The sequence below is a fragment of the Achromobacter sp. SD115 genome (genome assembly GCF_017355315.1).
Classification (GTDB): Bacteria; Pseudomonadota; Gammaproteobacteria; order Burkholderiales; family Burkholderiaceae_B; genus Achromobacter; species Achromobacter xylosoxidans_B.
Genome location: NZ_JADIJM010000006.1, coordinates 89,480 through 104,361 on the forward strand (window position 1 = coordinate 89,480; position 14,882 = coordinate 104,361).

Genomic DNA, 14,882 nt, shown 5'->3' on the forward strand with positions numbered 1-14,882 from the left:
ACCGGCTCAGCCGTGTTCCTTGTCTTGAGCCTGATGGCGGCCGGGCAATTGGCCGAGCACGTGGCTGACGGCCTTTTCCTTGTCGCAGGCGGCAACGAAGGCTGTTCCGCTAAGCAGCTGCCGGCCCACTGGAACGATCTGTTCGCCAACCAATATGCCGAGCAAGCCGATCAGGGCCACAAGGGGCGGGGCGGGCGAACGGACCTGCAGCAAGCTGTAGACCACGCCGACCAGCAGCCCGGCGCTCAGGGAAAGCAGATAGATCTTCATGTGCGTCCTCATTGTGTCGATGGATAGGAAAAGGATGCCGCTCAGGCGTGCGTGTCGGCCAGGAGGACTTCTGCATCGTCCAGGGCCGTCAGGCGCAGCTCCGTTTCGTCGCGGATGGCGGCGCCGTCGCCCAGCCCGATCTCCACGCCGTTGACCTTCAATCTGCCTTTGGAGGCGACCAGGTAGCCACGCCGCGCGCCGCGCGCAAAACGATAGGTGGCGTCCTCGCCCGCCTTCAGCGCCAGCGCAAGCACCCGCGCATCGCTGCGGATGGGCAGCGCGTCTTCGTCGCCGTCCATGCCGCTGGCCAGCGTGATGAACCGGCCCTTGCAGGCTTCGCGCGTAAAGGACTTCCTGCCCCAGCTCGGCGGCGCGCCGCGGCGATCCGGCTCGATCCAGATCTCGAACACCTGCGCGGGTCCGCCTTCCATGTTGAATTCAGCGTGCGTCAGGCCGCTGCCCGCGCTCATGACCTGCACCTCGCCGACGCCGGTGCGTCCGCGGTTGCCCAGATCGTCTTCATGGGTCAGCGCGCCTTGCCGCACGCAGGTGATGATTTCCACATCCGCATGCAGCAAAGGCGGAAAGCCCGAGCCCGGTGCGATGGTTTCGTCGTTCCAGGCGCGCAGCGCGCCCCAGTTCATGCGCTCAGGGTCCTGATAGGCGGCGAAGGAAAAATGGTGCTTCACGTCGAGCCAGCCGCGGCGGGCATGGCCCAGGCTCGCAAGAGGACGGCGCTCAACCATGGCGCGCCTCCGCGTTCCGCTTGCCGGCCTGCGCGACAGCAGGCGTCGTATGGTTCATGAGCTGGCTCCCGCTGCTGCCCGTCAGTGCTTCAAGGCCAGGAAGTGATGCACCTCAGGCTTGTCCGGCCCCATATGGAAGCGCAGCGCCTCGGTTTGCAGATCGGCATCGGCATGGGACACGCGGTGATGCTGGCGCAAGTGTTCGGCCCAAGACTCGACGAAGAACCACTCGACCACCCGCTGCGGATCCCCGGTGTGCTCGACCACGCCCCAGGCATAGGCCCCGTCGCGCAAACGCTCTTGCGACAAGCGCTTCATCGCGTCGAGAAAGGCGGGCCGGTCCTCCTGGCGGATGCGGTACTCGACCTGCACCAGCACCGGGCCGCGATCATTGGCGACCGGCTCGGCAAGCAGCGGCTCCGGCCAGTGATTCGACGCCTGCAGATCCGCTTCGCCGATCGGCAGGCGCACGCGATGGAACAACAGCGCCACCACCACCAGGCCAGCGGCGCTGACCGCCAGCGCATAGGGCACGCCGATTTCCCGCGCCACCAAACCCCAGCCCAGGCTGCCCGCCGCCATCGCGCCGTTGAAGACCATCAGATACACCGCCAGCCCGCGGCCGCGCACCCAGTTGGGCAGGATGGCCTGGGCCACGCCGTTGAACGTGGTAAGCGCGGTGATCCAGCCCATGCCCAGCACCACCAGCAGCAGCACGGCCAGCCACTGGGGCGGCGCAAACACCAGCCCCGCCATGACCGCCGCGCTGGCCACGGAAGCCAACAGCACCAGCCCGTCCGTATTCAGGCGGGCGCTGAGCTTGGGCATGACCAGGGCGCCGATGATCGCGCCAGCGCCCACCGCACCCAGCAGCACGCCGTAGAAGCCGGCAGTACCGCCAAGCATCTGTCGCGCCACCAGGGGCAGCAGCGCCCAGACCGCGCTGGCGAACAGGAAAAAGACGGCGGCGCGCAGCAGTACACGATGCAGCTCCTTGCTGGCCCGCGTATAGCGCAGGCCCGCGCGGAACGCGCCGAAAAAGTTCTCCGACAGCCCGCTGTCGACGGCCACCGGACGTTTCCACCACAGCAATGCGGCGATGACGAACACGTAGCTCAGCACGTCCAGCCCGTACGTGACCGCCGCGCCGAAGCTGGCCAGGATCAACCCGCCCGCCGCCGGACCGATGGCGCGCGCGATGTTGATGCCCAGCGAGTTCAGCGCGACAGCGCCCTTGAGCTCTTCGCGGGGCACGAGTTCGGGCACGATGGATTGCCAGGTCGGCCCCATCAATGCCGCGCCGATACCGCCGACGAAGGTCAGCGCGATCAGGTAATCGACGGTCAGCGCGCCGAAGTGCGACAGCAACAACAACGTGCCGCTTACCGAGGCCAGCAGCAGCTGCACGAAGATCAGGAAGCGGCGGCGATCCAGAATGTCGGAAAGCACGCCGGCCGGGATTGCCAGCAGGAAAATCGGCAAGGTCGCGGCCGTCTGGATCAGCGCCACTGCGGTCGGGCTGGCCGACAGGTCGGTCACCAGCCAGGAGCTGGCCACATCCCGCATGAAGCTTCCTACATTGCCCAGCACCGTCGCGGCCCACAGGACGGCGAACACGGACTGGCGCAAGGGCGCGAAGGTGCCGCGCGTCGCGTTGCTCTTCTGGTCTGGCATGGGACTCTCCTGGATCGCGCCAGGCAGCTTTCGGACCCGCAAGTCCCGCCGCCCGCCGAGTTCAAAAACAGAATGCCGGGCCGGCCAGAATCTGTCTGGCCGGCCCGGCTTGCGGTTTACTTGGCGGGGTTGGGGCCGATGCGTTCGCCGTGCTGGACGCGCTCAGCCAGCTTGTGGACGTGGGTGACGGCGTAATCGATGCCCATGCCGTAAGCGCCCGAGTGTTCCTTGACGATGGCGGTGACAGCGTCATAGGTCTCCTTGCGGGCCCAGTCGCGCTGCCATTCCAGCAGCACCTGCTGCCAGGTCACCGGGACCACGCCGGCCTGCACCATGCGGTCCATGGCGTACTTGTGCGCGTCCACCGAGGTGCCGCCGGAAGCATCCGCCACCATATAGATTTCGTACTCGCCTTCCAGCATGGCGCAGAGCGCGAAGGTGGTGTTGCAGACCTCCGTCCACAGGCCGGCGACGATGACTTTCTTGCGGCCATTGGCGGCCAGCGCATCGCGCACGTTCTGGTCGTCCCAGGAGTTCATGGAGGTGCGCTCCAGGATCTTATGGTCCGGGAACACGGCCAGCAGTTCGGGATACGTATTGCCCGAGAAACTGTCGGTTTCGACCGTCGTGATGGTGGTAGGGATATTGAAGGTGCGCGCGGCCTTGGCCAGGCCCACCACGTTGTTCTTCAAGGTCTGGCGATCGATGGATTGGACGCCGAACGCCATCTGCGGCTGCTGATCGATGAAGATGATCTGGCTGTTCTGCGGGGTCAGGACTTCAAGGTACTTGTTGGCGGACATGGCAGGTCTCTCTTTCAGGAAAACGATCAAATGGGGCGGCGGGAAAGAATTCGGTGTTGCTGGCAAACCATCCTGGTTCGCGCCGGCTAGTCGGTGACTGAAGCGCTGCTGGAAGCAGGCCGTGCATCTCGTCAGTCGGTATATGCATAGTAGGGAGCGGCCGCGATCCTGAGAACCCGCGGCAAGGAATTCCATCCTTTCCATTTCTTGCATGATGACGATGGCGTGACAGGCTTTTGCTGCGCTGCGTTCACCACCATTCTTGTCCGCGCCATAGGCAGGGGCTATCATCGGCGCGGGCATTTCCCGAGAACACGAGATGAGCAAGCTGCCGGATCTAGAAGGTTGGGCGATCTTCGCCAAGGTCGCCGAGACGGGATCGTTCGCTAAGGCGGCGGCCGAATTTGCCTTGTCGCAAGCCACGGTTTCCAAGAGCATCAGCCGTCTGGAAGCCAGGATGAAAACGACTCTGTTCCATCGCACTTCCCGCAGCATGACGCTGACCGAATCCGGCTACGCAGCGCTGGAACGCGCTGCCCGCATCCTCGAGGAAGGCGAAGCGGTCGAATCCGAGGTGACGGAGAAATCGAGCAGCCTGCGCGGCAAGATCAGGTTGTCCGCGCCCATGTCTTTCGGCGTCACGCATCTGGCGCCGATGTTGCCTCCGTTCATGCAGGCCAATCCCGATGTCGCCCTGGAGATCGAATTCAGCGACAAGCAGGCGGACCTGGTTTCGGAACGCTTCGACCTGGCGCTGCGGATTTCCAACCTGGTGGACTCGACGCTGCTGGCACGGCGACTGTGCTCCGTGCGCATTCTGTTGGTGGGTGCGCCCAGTTACTTCAAACGCGCGGGCCGCCCCAAGCATCCCAAGGACCTGGCGCAGCACACCGCGCTGCAATACATGTACGCGCGCAACGGCTCAAGCTGGCGTTTCCGCCATGAAAAGCACGGGGATTTCTCGCAGTCCTTGCCCGTGCACCTGAACGTGAACAACGCCGAAGCCCTGACGCCGGCGCTGCAAGCGGGCATGGGGCTGGCGTTGCAACCGGAGTTCCTGGCATGGAAGGATCTGCAATCGGGCGCGCTGGAGACCGTGATGGATGACTGGCAAGTGGACCCGATCGCCCTGCATATCGTCACGCCGCCGGGGCGCCGCCGGCCGGCCCGGGTGCAGGCCTTCATCGAGTATATGGCGGAGCGCTTGACGGCCGAACCCTGGGCCAATGATGTGCAGGTGTAACTGGCCCGCAGCTCCCGGCCTGCGCCGGGGCAGCGGCGCCAGTCGGGACCGGCGCGCGCCATCATTGAATGATTAGGCGAAACTTCGAACGAGTATCGCATCGACCTCGATGTCGAACGCGCTGAAACCGGACTGGATCAAGGTCCTGGCAGGCGGCGGTTCCCCAACATAGGTCGCGTAGATCGCGTCGAATTCCTGCGCATGGGCCAGGTCCCTCAAGAACACACCCACCTTGACTGCGTCGCGCAGGCTAGCCCCTGCCGCATTCGCGGCAGCCTCGAGATTGTCGAGCGCCATTCTCGCCTGGGCGGCAAAGGGCTTGTCTCCATGTCTGACGTTATCGCGATCGCGCGGTGTCTGGCCCGAGAGAAACAGGAGTGGGCCAGCCTGCATGGCCACGCTGTAGGTGCCGGCTGGCGGCGGCGTCGAGTCGCTGGAATACGCTTTTCTGATCATTTTTCCGGGTGGCTTGGGTTAAGCGAGACGCTGTTCTTCAAGGACGGTCGCGATGCGTTTGACGGCGTCGACCGCCGCCTCGTGGTTCTGCGAGAAATTGAGGCGGATGCTGTCACCGGCGTGCGGGCTGAATTCAGTCCCCGGCGTGACCGTGACGTTAGCCCGCGACCGCAGCGTCCGGATGAAGGTCTGCAAAGTCATGCGTAGCTTGGGCAGCTGCGGAAACAGGTAGCTGCCCGCTTGCGGTGTGCGGACCGCCACGCCCTCGATGCCGCGAAACAGCGACAGCAGGTCGTCGCGGATCTGCTGGTGCCTTCCAATGCGGTCGGCCAGCCATCCGGCGGGTTCGGAGAACCAGGTCTGCAACACAGCCTGGCAGTACCCCGGCGCGCGCAACGAGACGATGGCCTGGAGTTTCTCCATGCGCTGGATGATGCGGGCATTGCCAAATGCCACCCCCAAGCGATAGCCGCTCAACGATTCCGTTTTTGACGGTCCCATGATGGTGACGACGTTTTCTCCCGCCTCCGGGGCGCCTCGAAGATGGACATACGGCTGCCCCGCATACAGCAGACGGGAGTAGAGTTGGTCGACAATGACCGTTGCGCCGAACCTCTCGGCCAGCGCCGCGATCTGCCCGATTTCGTTGCGGGAATATACGGCCCCTGTGGGGTTGTTCGGGTTCGAGAAGAGAAAGACCTTGGCGCCCGCCTTGAATGCCGATTCCAATTGCTCCAAATCCAGGCCGGCATGCGCCGTGTTGTTCAGATAATCGAGTTGCACAGGGATCATCTCCGCCCCCATGAATTCGACCAGCTTGCGATTGGCGAAGTAGTCGGGCTGCACGATCGCGACTTTTTCGCCGGCAGTCACGGTGCTTGCGACGGCGAGAAACAGTGCGCTCTGGGTTCCGGGCGTAATGATGAGTTCTTCGGCGCCCGAAACGGGATGGCCTGAAAACGCCGCCAGATCGAGCGCGAGCTTCTCGCGGATGGCCGACTGGCCACGGTATTCGGTGTAGGCCTGGGAACCGCCGCGATGAACGCCTTGGACGAAAGCGTCAAGCGCCCCCGGCGTGGGTTCAAACGCATCGGCATTGACGTCGCCGTGCGAGAAATCCACGGCCACGCCCGGAAGGCTTGCGCCTTCATGCAGCAGACCTTCGCCGCCGTGGCTTTCCCGCACCTCCTGGCCTGGCGCGTTATCAATGCCCAGCTTCAGGAACTTTTCTTCAATCGCATTCATGGCGTTCTCGTCGTGTTAACAAAATGGGGGACTTGTGATGGTTCGGCGGCTCGATCCCGATCGATCTCGACCGTGTCATCGTTCTCCTGAAGCAATCGCGCCAGCAACGGCATGTCGATATTGCCGCCGGACAACACGATCAGCACGTCCTTGCCGCCTGACTGCAGCCGTCCGGCCAGTACCGCCGCCAACGCCACGGCTCCGCCCGGCTCAACCACCATGCCCAACTCCGTCAGCGAAAACCGGATGGCATACGCAATTTCTGCGTCCGTCACGGCCAAGGCTTCATCAAGAAAATGCCGATTTATTTCGAACGGCAGTTGCGCGGGCGTTACCGCTTGCAAGGCATCCGCCAGCGTGGTCGCCGTGGGCGCGTTGACCTCCCGGGTTCCGCTGGCGAGCGAGCGCACGGTGTCGTCAAACCCGCAGGGTTCCACGGCCACCACCCGCAGGTTCGGCAGAAGGGCGTCCAGCACCAGTCCGCAGCCGGCCACCAGTCCGCCGCCGCCGCAAGGCGCGGCAAACGTACCCAGATTTTCCCTGGCCACTGGCGCAAGCGCGTCCAGCGCTTCCAGCGCCACCGTTCCTTGTGCCGCCAGCACGTCGGGGTGATCGCCAGGAGGGATCAGCGTGCCGCCTGACTCCTGCAACAACCGCATGCCGATGACTTCCCGGCTTTCGCGTCGCCGGTCGTAATGAACCACGCGTGCGCCGTGGGCCAGTGCTCGAGCGACCTTGTTGCGAGGCGCGTCGGCCGGCATGACGATCGTTGCCGGAATGCCGAGACAGCGTGCCGCCCAGGCCACGGCCTGGCCATGATTGCCGGTGGAATAGGCAACAACGCCCCGTTGCCGTTCGGACTCGCTCAAGCCCAACAAGGCGTTGAACGCGCCGCGCGCCTTGAAGGATCCCGTCACCTGGAGGTTCTCGGCCTTGATCCAGACTGGCGCGCCCACGATGCAATCGAGGGCTGCCGATCGCATGAGCGGCGTCGAGACCACGTGAGGCCGGATGCGTTCGAGCGCTGCGCGGACATCTTCAAAAACGGGCACACGCATCTTGCCGAGTGATTCGTGTGCGATGAACGCGCCAGGTCTGGTCTTCGGTCTGTTTCGTGTCATGGGGATTTTCGGATTCGATAGCTTCAATGGGAGACCAGCCGCGACAGAAAGTCCTGCGCGCGCGCGGAACGGGGCGATGCGAAGAACATGTCCGTCGGCGTGTTCTCCACGACTTTCCCGGCATCCATGAAGATGATGTTGTCCGCGGCACGCCTGGCAAAGCCCATCTCATGCGTGACAACGGCCATCGTCATGCCGTCCTGGGCAAGCTCCAGCATCACGGAAAGCACCTCGCCTATCATCTCTGGATCCAGCGCCGACGTGGGCTCATCGAAGAGCATGACGATGGGGTCCATTGCCAGCGCCCGCGCAATCGCGATGCGCTGCTGCTGGCCGCCGGAAAGCTGGGCCGGATACGCGTCGATCTTTCCAGGCAGCCCGACACGGCCCAACAATTCCCGGGCCTTGTGGTGCGCAGCCTCCCGCGTTCGCCCCAGCACCTTCATGGGGGCAAGACAGAGGTTATCGAGCACGGTCAGGTGCGGATAGAGCTCGAAATGCTGAAACACCATGCCGACGCGGCTGCGCAGATCGCTCAGATTGGAGGCAGCGGCGCCCACATCGACGCCGTCGACCCGCACGCTGCCGCGTTGGAACGACTCCAGACCGTTGAAGCACTTGATCAGCGTGCTTTTGCCGGAGCCCGAGGGTCCGCAGATCACGGCCACCTCGCCGCGGCGGATCGCCATGTCGCAACCATTGAGCACGGGGGTCGCGCCATAGGATTTGTGCAGTCCGGATACTTCGATCATGGGCGCTTCTTCTCGCTGTTCTGATGTCATACGGCGCTCCTGCGCTTGGCTGCCAGGTGTGCCGCCAGTGATAGGGATGCGCAGAGCACGAAGTAGACGAGCGCTGCGAACAGGTACATCTCGATCAATCGGTTGTCCCGGTTGGCCACGATGCTGGTGGAGGTCATGAAGTCTCGCAACGAGATGACGTAGACGAGCGAGGTGTCCTGGAACAGCACGATCGCTTGCGTGATGAGCACGGGCATCATGTTGCGCAGCGCCTGTGGCAGCACCACGAAGCGCAGCGCCTGCGCACGGCTCAAGCCGGACGCCGCCGCGGCTTGCCATTGCCCCGAACGCACGCTTTGCAGGCCCGCGCGGATGATTTCGGAGTAGTAGGCCGCCTCGAACAGCGTGAAGGCGATCAATGCCGAGGGTAGCGCTCCCACGGGCTTGCCGACGATCAGCGGCACCAGGAAATAGAACCAGAAGATGACGAGGATCAAGGGCACGGCGCGGAAGCCGTTCACATACACGGCCGCGGCTCCCGCGAGCAGCGCATGCCTGGAGAGGCGCGCAAGCGCCAGCAGCAGGCCAAGCACGAGGCCGCCGGCCATCGCCACCAGGGTCAGCAGCAGACTCAGCCCCAGCCCCTCCAGCAGGAACGGCCACGCCTTCACGATGACCGAGACATCGAATACGCCATTCATGTCCGTCCTCCTTGGGTGCCTGGGATCAGCAGCTTCTTTTCCAGGCTGCGCATGCCTGCGGTGACGCATAGCGCGATGGAGAGGTACACCAGGGTGGCGGCGGTAAATGCTTCAAAGCCGCTGAAGGTATAGCTCTCGATCTGGCGGCTCTGCGCCGTCATCTCGAATACGCCTATGGTCAGCGCCAAGGCGGAGTTCTTGAAGACCGTAAGAAACTCCGAGGTCATCGGCGGCAGGACCAGCCGCAGCGCCTGGGGCAGCAGGATGTAGCGATAGGCCTGCGCCAGCGTCATGCCGCTGGCGTAGGCCGCGAGCCGTTGTCCGCGCGGCAATGCGGCGATGCCGGAACGGACCTGTACCGCCACGCGCGCGGCGGTGAACAAGCCCAGGGCGGCAATCGCCGTCCAGATCTCCGGCATCGGCAGATCACGCTTCAGCCATCGACCGGCCTCGCCCGGCAGCAGTTCCGGCACCACGAAGAACCAGATGAACAACTGCACCAGGAGCGGCACGTTCCTGAATACCGAAACGTAGGCCGTCAACAACCACCGTATGCGGCCGGGCAGCGATCCCAGCACGCCCAGCGCCAGGCCGATCACAACGGCGATGGCCCAGGCTGCGAGCGAGATCAGCACCGTCGCTTGCAGCCCGGAGATCAGCCAGCCCGCGTAAGGCTCCTCGAAAAGGACATTCCAATTCCATGCGTAGTTCATCATGAGCCCCGAGCGGATCGCGTCATTCCGGGAGTGCGGCCAATTTGAATGCCGCTGCCAGGTCCTTCGACAGCGGAACGCCCATGGGCGCGAACCACTTGTCGTAGGAAGCGTTGAGTTCCCCGGAGCGCACACTGCGCGCGATGGTGGCGTTCACCAGGCTGAGGAACACGGTGCTGTTCTTTTGCAGCATCAGGCCGTACGGATCGAACGACAGGGGCCGGCCGACCACTTCGAAGTCGACAGGCGTCGGCGCGCTCTTGCGCAATCCATAGAGCAGGATGTCGTCAGTGGAGAAAGCGTCGGCCCGGCCCGTCGAGAGCGCCAGAAAGCCCTCGGAGTTGTCCCTCACCGGAACGATGCGGACCTGCAGATTCTTCGCTTCGATCAGTGCCTTGATCAGCCGTTCGGGAGTGGTGTTGATCGGCAGCGCCACGGCCTTTCCGTTGAGGTCCTCAACCTCCTTGATGTCCGCGCCCTTGCGCACCAGCAGCCGGGTGGTCGAGATGAAGTGCGGGGCGCTGAAGTCAACCTGGGCCTGGCGGCCCAGGGAGTTGACCGTCGACCCGCATTCGAGATCGACCGTGCCGTTGGCGACCAGCGCGATCCGGTTTTGCGGGTTCACCGCGATGTAATCGACCTTCAGTGCCGGCATCTGCAGTCGCTGCCGGACCGCGTCCACCACCTTCATGCACAGGTCCATGGCGTAACCCACAGGCTTCCTGGCGTCGTCCAGATAGGAAAAGGGAATCGACGATTCGCGATAACCCAGCGTGATGGTTCCCTTTGCCTTGATGCGCTCCAGGATGGGATCGGTACTCTGCGCCATCGCCGCCACGCTGCCTGCGAGCAGGACTGCGCCTAGGACGCCGCGCAGGACGCGGGGCACGAAACGGATTGTGGTGGTCATGGAGTCACTCCTTTTGTCACGCCGGCGTTGGGACGGGTTGATCGGCGCCGGTCAGGGCGGCAACCAGTTCTGCGAGGCTGGAAACCGTCAGGTCGGGTTTCGCCTCGGCCGCGCCTTCGCCCGACAAGCCCAGCAGCCTGCCCGGGCGGTTGACCCAGGCGCAGCGGACGCCCAGCCGGTTTGCCGGCGTGATGTCGGCCCGCAAGCTTTGCCCGACGTGCAGGATCCGTTCGCGCGGGATGCCCATGCGCATGAGATCGCCTATGCCCGTGTCGAAGTGCGGCCAATCGGGCTTGTAGGCGCCTACGCGTTGTGCCGTCACCACCAGATCGAAGCGGAAGTCCAGGTTGTCGCACGAGGTATTGAGCGAAGCCTGGTCGATGTTGCTGAACGCGCCTACCTTGGCGGACTGCTGCAGGCGCACCAATCCAGCATGGCTGTCGTCGAATGCCGGCCAGGTGTGCGGCGCGGCCGCGAACTGGCGGCGCAGGTCCGGGTCCACGGCCACCTTGAACTGGGTGCAGATGCGCTCGAAGCACTTGGTCAGGACGTCGGGGTAGAGGTGCGCCGGGCGTTCCTTCTGGATCGCCGCGCGGGCGCCATCGAAAGCCATGATCAGGGTTTCGGCGTCGGCCTCGATGCGGTTCTCGCGCGCCCAGCGCGTCAGAAACTTGGCGATCGAAGGCTCCCAGTCAATCAACGTGCCATACACGTCGAAGGTCACGGCATCGAAATCGGAAAGGCGGAGCGTCATATGCAACCTTGATGAAAAGTGAGGGGTCCGTGAACTATAATCGATAATCGATAATCTGCAATACCTGATCAGTCCGTATAATCCCTAAGAGGAGGAAATCTATGGACTACAGTGAAGCGTCGCCGGTGGCGCAGGCCCTGGCGGATCGTTCGATCGCTGGCGCGGTGGTAGACGCCCTGCGCGGAGAAATCATCCACGGCCAGCTAAAACCAGGAGAACGCCTGCGCCAGGATGCCGTGGCCTCGCGTTTCCGGGTCAGCCAAACCGTCGTGCGAGAGGCGTTCAAGGACCTTATCCGCGAGTGCTTCCTGGTCTCGGAACCTCGTCGCGGCGTCAGCGTGGCGACCATGTCGGCCGACGAAGCCGAAGAAATGACGACGTTGCGCAGCGTGGTCGAGCCGCAAGCCTTGGCTTGGGCCATCCCCAAGCTGACAGAGGTTCAGTTCGAAGCAGCCGAGCGCGTGCTCAAGGAGCTGGACAACGAAACCAGCGTCGATCAAATCATCCTGCTGAATGCCCGCTTTCACCGGGGGCTATATGCCGCTGCTAACCGCCCAAGGACGCTGACGATGGTCGAGACATTGCGTCTGGGCTTCGAACGCTATTTGCGTTACACGTGGGAGTTCACGACCCACCGGGATCGCTCGCAACAGGAGCACTGGGAGCTTCTGGCGATGTGCAAACAGGGTGAAGTGAACAACGCCTGCAGCCTCCTGACGCAGCACATCCGAGCAACGGGAGACTTGCTCGTCGAATGCCTCGCGAAGCGGCCCATTGAACAAACGTCCAAGCTTTGAAGCACTTGGAGCCAGGGCTGGCGCGCATCCCTGACGGGCTAGGGCACCGGCGCAGCCTGGCAGTTCACGGATAGGCCGGGAGCCCAAAGCCCGGCGTGCTTGCGCCAAGAAAAAAAGGGGGGCTGCGATGCAGCCCCCCTTTTCACGCAATCCGGAGTTCCCAGGAAGAATCCAGATTTTCGCGGGATCGCGCGCCGATCAGGCGTCGATATTCCCCGCCGACAGCACGTGCGTCTCGATGAAGTTGCGGCGCGGTTCGACGTCGTCGCCCATCAGCGTGGTGAAGACCTCGTCGGCCGCGATGGCGTCCTCGATCTGCACGCGCAGCAGGCGGCGCACCTTCGGGTCCATGGTGGTTTCCCACAGCTGTTCCGGGTTCATTTCGCCCAGACCCTTGTAGCGCTGCTTGGAGATACTGCGGTCGGCTTCGCTGCGCAACCATTGCATGGCTTCGCGGAAGTCGGACACGGTCTGTTCCTTGCGCTTTTCGCCTTCGCCGCGGGCAGCCAGCGAACGCGCGCTGACCTTGCCGGAGAAGCTCTTGGCGGCCTTGGACAGCACGGCGTAGTCCGAACCGTTGACGAAGTCCGCATCGATGATGCTGACGCGCACGTTGCCGTGGTGCATGCGTTGCACCGACAGGCGATGGCGTTCGGTGGCCTCGTCGAACTGCGGCACCACTTCGACGCCGTTGCCGCTGACCGGATCGCGCATGGCATCGGCCAGGCGGCGGGCGGAGTCGGCGGTGGACTCGGCAGATTCCAGATTGATCTCCACGCCTTCGGCCATGGCCGACAGCGCGCCCACGTCGAACACGCGCGACAGGCGCGCGATGACGCCGTCGGCCGCCACGTACTGGCGGGCCAGGTCGCTCAGCTCGTCGCCGCGGATGATGTTGCCGCCCGAGATGATCTCGGCATCCTTCAGCGCCAGCTGCAGCATGAACTGCGCTTCTTCCTGGTCGTCCTTCAGATACCGTTCTTCACGACCGACCTTGACCTTGTACAGCGGCGGCTGCGCGATATACACGTAGCCGCGCTGCACCAGTTCGGGCATCTGGCGGTACAGCAGCGTCAGCAGCAGGGTGCGGATGTGCGCGCCGTCCACGTCCGCGTCGGTCATGATGATGAGGCGGTGGTAGCGCAGCTTGTCGACGTTGAAGTCGGGACCGATGCTGGTGCCCAACGCGGTGATCAGCGTGGCGATCTGTTCGCTGGCGATCAGGCGGTCGAAGCGCGCCTTCTCCACGTTCAGCACCTTGCCGCGCAGCGGCAGGATGGCCTGGAACTTGCGGTCGCGGCCCTGCTTGGCCGAGCCGCCTGCGGAGTCACCCTCGACGATGTACAGCTCGCACAGCGCCGGATCCTTTTCCTGGCAGTCGGCCAGCTTGCCGGGCAGGCCGGCGCCTTCCAGCACGCTCTTGCGGCGCGTCATCTCGCGCGCCTTGCGCGCGGCTTCGCGCGCGCGGGCGGCTTCGACGATCTTGGCGCACAGCGCCTTGGCATCGATCGGGTTCTCGAGCAGCCAGGATTCCAGCGTGCGGGCCACGGCTTCTTCCACCGCCGGGCGCACTTCGCTGGAGACCAGCTTGTCCTTGGTCTGGCTGCTGAACTTGGGTTCGGGCACCTTCACCGACAGCACGCAGGCCAGGCCTTCGCGCATGTCGTCGCCGGAGGTTTCGACCTTGGCCTTCTTGGCCAGTTCGTTATCGGCGATGTACTTGTTGATGATGCGGGTCATCGCCGCGCGCAGGCCGGTCAGGTGCGAGCCGCCGTCGCGCTGCGGGATGTTGTTGGTGAAGCACAGCACGCTTTCGCTATAGCTGTCGTTCCACTGCATCGCCACTTCAACGCCGACCGGCACGCCACCCGCCGCGGACTCGGTGGTGACCGAGAACACGTTCGGGTGCAGCACGGTCTTGCTGCGGTTGATGTATTCGACAAAGCCCTTCACGCCACCGGAGAACGCGAAGTTCTCTTCCTTGCCCTGGCGCTGGTCGATCAGGCGGATCTTCACGCCATTGTTCAGGAACGACAGCTCGCGCAGGCGCTTGGAGAGGATCTCGTAGTGGTACTCGATGTTGTTGAAGATGATCGGGTCGGCCAGGAAGCGCACTTCGGTGCCGCGCTTGTCGGTCGTGCCGGTCACCGCCAGGGGCGCGACGCGCTCGCCTTGGCGGAATTCCATCTGGTGCACTTCGCCGTTGCGGCGGATGGTCAGCCGCAGCCATTCGGACAGCGCGTTCACGCAAGACACGCCCACGCCGTGCAGGCCGCCAGACACCTTGTAGGAGTTCTGGTCGAACTTGCCGCCGGCATGCAGTTCGGTCATGACGATTTCCGCCGCGCTGCGGTGGAATTCGTCGTCCTTGTGGATGTCGGTGGGAATGCCGCGGCCGTTGTCGGTGACCGAGATGGAGTTGTCGGTGTGGATCGTGACGACGATGTCGTCGCAATAGCCGGCCAGGGCTTCGTCGATGGCGTTGTCGACGACTTCGAACACCATGTGGTGCAAGCCGGTGCCGTCGGAGGTATCGCCGATGTACATGCCGGGGCGCTTGCGCACGGCCTCCAGCCCCTTGAGCATCTTGATCGAGTCAGCGCCGTAGCCGCTGTTCTCGGGAGTGGTGTTCTGCTGATCTGACATGTCTGTATCGATAACGCTTTAAAGAACGGCCTGGCGGCCGGACCGCGGGCGCAGCACGAGGCT

15 protein-coding genes are annotated in these 14,882 nt (G+C 64.0%); 2 read left to right on the forward strand and 13 right to left on the reverse strand.

Features of this window, described 5'->3' with window-relative positions; all coding sequences use genetic code 11:
* Positions 1–6: 6 nt before the first annotated feature.
* From IPU70_RS10600 to IPU70_RS10615, 4 genes are all read right to left on the reverse strand, one after another.
* Complete coding sequence (locus IPU70_RS10600; RefSeq protein WP_207467168.1) at positions 7–270, reverse strand: XapX domain-containing protein; 264 nt, start codon at positions 268–270, stop codon at positions 7–9.
* A gap of 41 nt (positions 271–311) precedes the next feature.
* Positions 312–1,016: a pirin family protein gene (locus IPU70_RS10605; protein ID WP_207467170.1), complete on the reverse strand. Its 705-nt coding sequence runs from the start codon at positions 1,014–1,016 to the stop codon at positions 312–314.
* An 81-nt stretch (positions 1,017–1,097) separates the two neighbouring features.
* A complete protein-coding gene (locus tag IPU70_RS10610) occupies positions 1,098–2,690 on the reverse strand; it encodes an MFS transporter (RefSeq protein WP_207467172.1) in 1,593 nt (530 codons plus the stop codon).
* Positions 2,691–2,806: 116 nt separating this feature from the next.
* Entirely contained in the window at positions 2,807–3,493 is a 687-nt protein-coding gene (locus IPU70_RS10615; RefSeq protein WP_207467174.1) for a hydrolase, read from the reverse strand.
* 319 nt (positions 3,494–3,812) lie between these two features.
* Between IPU70_RS10615 and IPU70_RS10620 the strand changes: the two genes are divergently transcribed.
* A complete protein-coding gene (locus tag IPU70_RS10620) occupies positions 3,813–4,736 on the forward strand; it encodes a LysR family transcriptional regulator (RefSeq protein ID WP_207467176.1) in 924 nt (307 codons plus the stop codon).
* Positions 4,737–4,808: 72 nt separating this feature from the next.
* On the opposite strand, the gene IPU70_RS10625 is transcribed toward IPU70_RS10620, so the two are convergent.
* The 8 genes from IPU70_RS10625 to IPU70_RS10660 are packed head-to-tail and all read right to left on the reverse strand — an operon-like array spanning position 4,809 to position 11,376.
* A complete protein-coding gene (locus tag IPU70_RS10625) occupies positions 4,809–5,192 on the reverse strand; it encodes a RidA family protein (protein WP_207467178.1) in 384 nt (127 codons plus the stop codon).
* Between the two features lie 18 nt (positions 5,193–5,210).
* Positions 5,211–6,437, reverse strand: a complete 1,227-nt coding sequence (locus tag IPU70_RS10630; RefSeq protein ID WP_207467180.1) for a pyridoxal phosphate-dependent aminotransferase — start codon at positions 6,435–6,437, stop codon at positions 5,211–5,213.
* The gene (locus IPU70_RS10635) at positions 6,434–7,558 is read right to left on the reverse strand and encodes a threonine/serine dehydratase (RefSeq protein WP_371818903.1); all 1,125 of its coding nucleotides are present in this window, start codon (positions 7,556–7,558) and stop codon (positions 6,434–6,436) included. The genes IPU70_RS10630 and IPU70_RS10635 overlap by 4 nt, the downstream gene beginning before the upstream one ends.
* Before the next feature lie 23 nt (positions 7,559–7,581).
* Complete coding sequence (locus tag IPU70_RS10640; RefSeq protein ID WP_207467182.1) at positions 7,582–8,310, reverse strand: amino acid ABC transporter ATP-binding protein; 729 nt, start codon at positions 8,308–8,310, stop codon at positions 7,582–7,584.
* A gap of 26 nt (positions 8,311–8,336) precedes the next feature.
* Positions 8,337–8,999 (reverse strand): amino acid ABC transporter permease, encoded by a 663-nt coding sequence (locus IPU70_RS10645; protein WP_013390772.1) that lies wholly within the window; start codon positions 8,997–8,999, stop codon positions 8,337–8,339.
* Positions 8,996–9,712, reverse strand: a complete 717-nt coding sequence (locus tag IPU70_RS10650; protein ID WP_207467453.1) for an amino acid ABC transporter permease — start codon at positions 9,710–9,712, stop codon at positions 8,996–8,998. Before IPU70_RS10650 ends, IPU70_RS10645 begins: the two co-directional genes overlap by 4 nt.
* Before the next feature lie 22 nt (positions 9,713–9,734).
* Positions 9,735–10,622, reverse strand: a complete 888-nt coding sequence (locus IPU70_RS10655) for an amino acid ABC transporter substrate-binding protein (RefSeq protein WP_207467184.1) — start codon at positions 10,620–10,622, stop codon at positions 9,735–9,737.
* Between the two features lie 16 nt (positions 10,623–10,638).
* Positions 10,639–11,376, reverse strand: coding sequence for an HAD family hydrolase (locus IPU70_RS10660; protein WP_207467186.1), 738 nt, complete (start codon positions 11,374–11,376; stop codon positions 10,639–10,641).
* 101 nt (positions 11,377–11,477) lie between these two features.
* Between IPU70_RS10660 and IPU70_RS10665 the strand changes: the two genes are divergently transcribed.
* The gene (locus IPU70_RS10665; protein ID WP_013390768.1) at positions 11,478–12,173 is read left to right on the forward strand and encodes a GntR family transcriptional regulator; all 696 of its coding nucleotides are present in this window, start codon (positions 11,478–11,480) and stop codon (positions 12,171–12,173) included.
* Between the two features lie 198 nt (positions 12,174–12,371).
* Here the strand turns inward: IPU70_RS10665 and gyrB are convergent, their stop codons facing one another.
* A complete protein-coding gene (gene gyrB, locus IPU70_RS10670; protein ID WP_207467188.1) occupies positions 12,372–14,819 on the reverse strand; it encodes a DNA topoisomerase (ATP-hydrolyzing) subunit B in 2,448 nt (815 codons plus the stop codon).
* Positions 14,820–14,882: the final 63 nt, after the last annotated feature.

Coding starts and splice junctions, on each gene's coding strand:
- IPU70_RS10660 (WP_207467186.1), bottom strand. CDS start 11,376: ATGACGCTCCGCCTTTCCGATTTCGATGCCGTGACCTTCGACGTGTAT.
- IPU70_RS10650 (WP_207467453.1), bottom strand. CDS start 9,712: ATGAACTACGCATGGAATTGGAATGTCCTTTTCGAGGAGCCTTACGCG.
- IPU70_RS10615 (WP_207467174.1), bottom strand. CDS start 3,493: ATGTCCGCCAACAAGTACCTTGAAGTCCTGACCCCGCAGAACAGCCAG.
- IPU70_RS10620 (WP_207467176.1), top strand. CDS start 3,813: ATGAGCAAGCTGCCGGATCTAGAAGGTTGGGCGATCTTCGCCAAGGTC.
- IPU70_RS10655 (WP_207467184.1), bottom strand. CDS start 10,622: ATGACCACCACAATCCGTTTCGTGCCCCGCGTCCTGCGCGGCGTCCTA.
- IPU70_RS10640 (WP_207467182.1), bottom strand. CDS start 8,310: ATGATCGAAGTATCCGGACTGCACAAATCCTATGGCGCGACCCCCGTG.
- IPU70_RS10665 (WP_013390768.1), top strand. CDS start 11,478: ATGGACTACAGTGAAGCGTCGCCGGTGGCGCAGGCCCTGGCGGATCGT.
- IPU70_RS10610 (WP_207467172.1), bottom strand. CDS start 2,690: ATGCCAGACCAGAAGAGCAACGCGACGCGCGGCACCTTCGCGCCCTTG.
- IPU70_RS10645 (WP_013390772.1), bottom strand. CDS start 8,999: ATGAATGGCGTATTCGATGTCTCGGTCATCGTGAAGGCGTGGCCGTTC.
- IPU70_RS10625 (WP_207467178.1), bottom strand. CDS start 5,192: ATGATCAGAAAAGCGTATTCCAGCGACTCGACGCCGCCGCCAGCCGGC.
- gyrB (WP_207467188.1), bottom strand. CDS start 14,819: ATGTCAGATCAGCAGAACACCACTCCCGAGAACAGCGGCTACGGCGCT.
- IPU70_RS10630 (WP_207467180.1), bottom strand. CDS start 6,437: ATGAATGCGATTGAAGAAAAGTTCCTGAAGCTGGGCATTGATAACGCG.
- IPU70_RS10605 (WP_207467170.1), bottom strand. CDS start 1,016: ATGGTTGAGCGCCGTCCTCTTGCGAGCCTGGGCCATGCCCGCCGCGGC.
- IPU70_RS10600 (WP_207467168.1), bottom strand. CDS start 270: ATGAAGATCTATCTGCTTTCCCTGAGCGCCGGGCTGCTGGTCGGCGTG.
- IPU70_RS10635 (WP_371818903.1), bottom strand. CDS start 7,558: ATGACACGAAACAGACCGAAGACCAGACCTGGCGCGTTCATCGCACAC.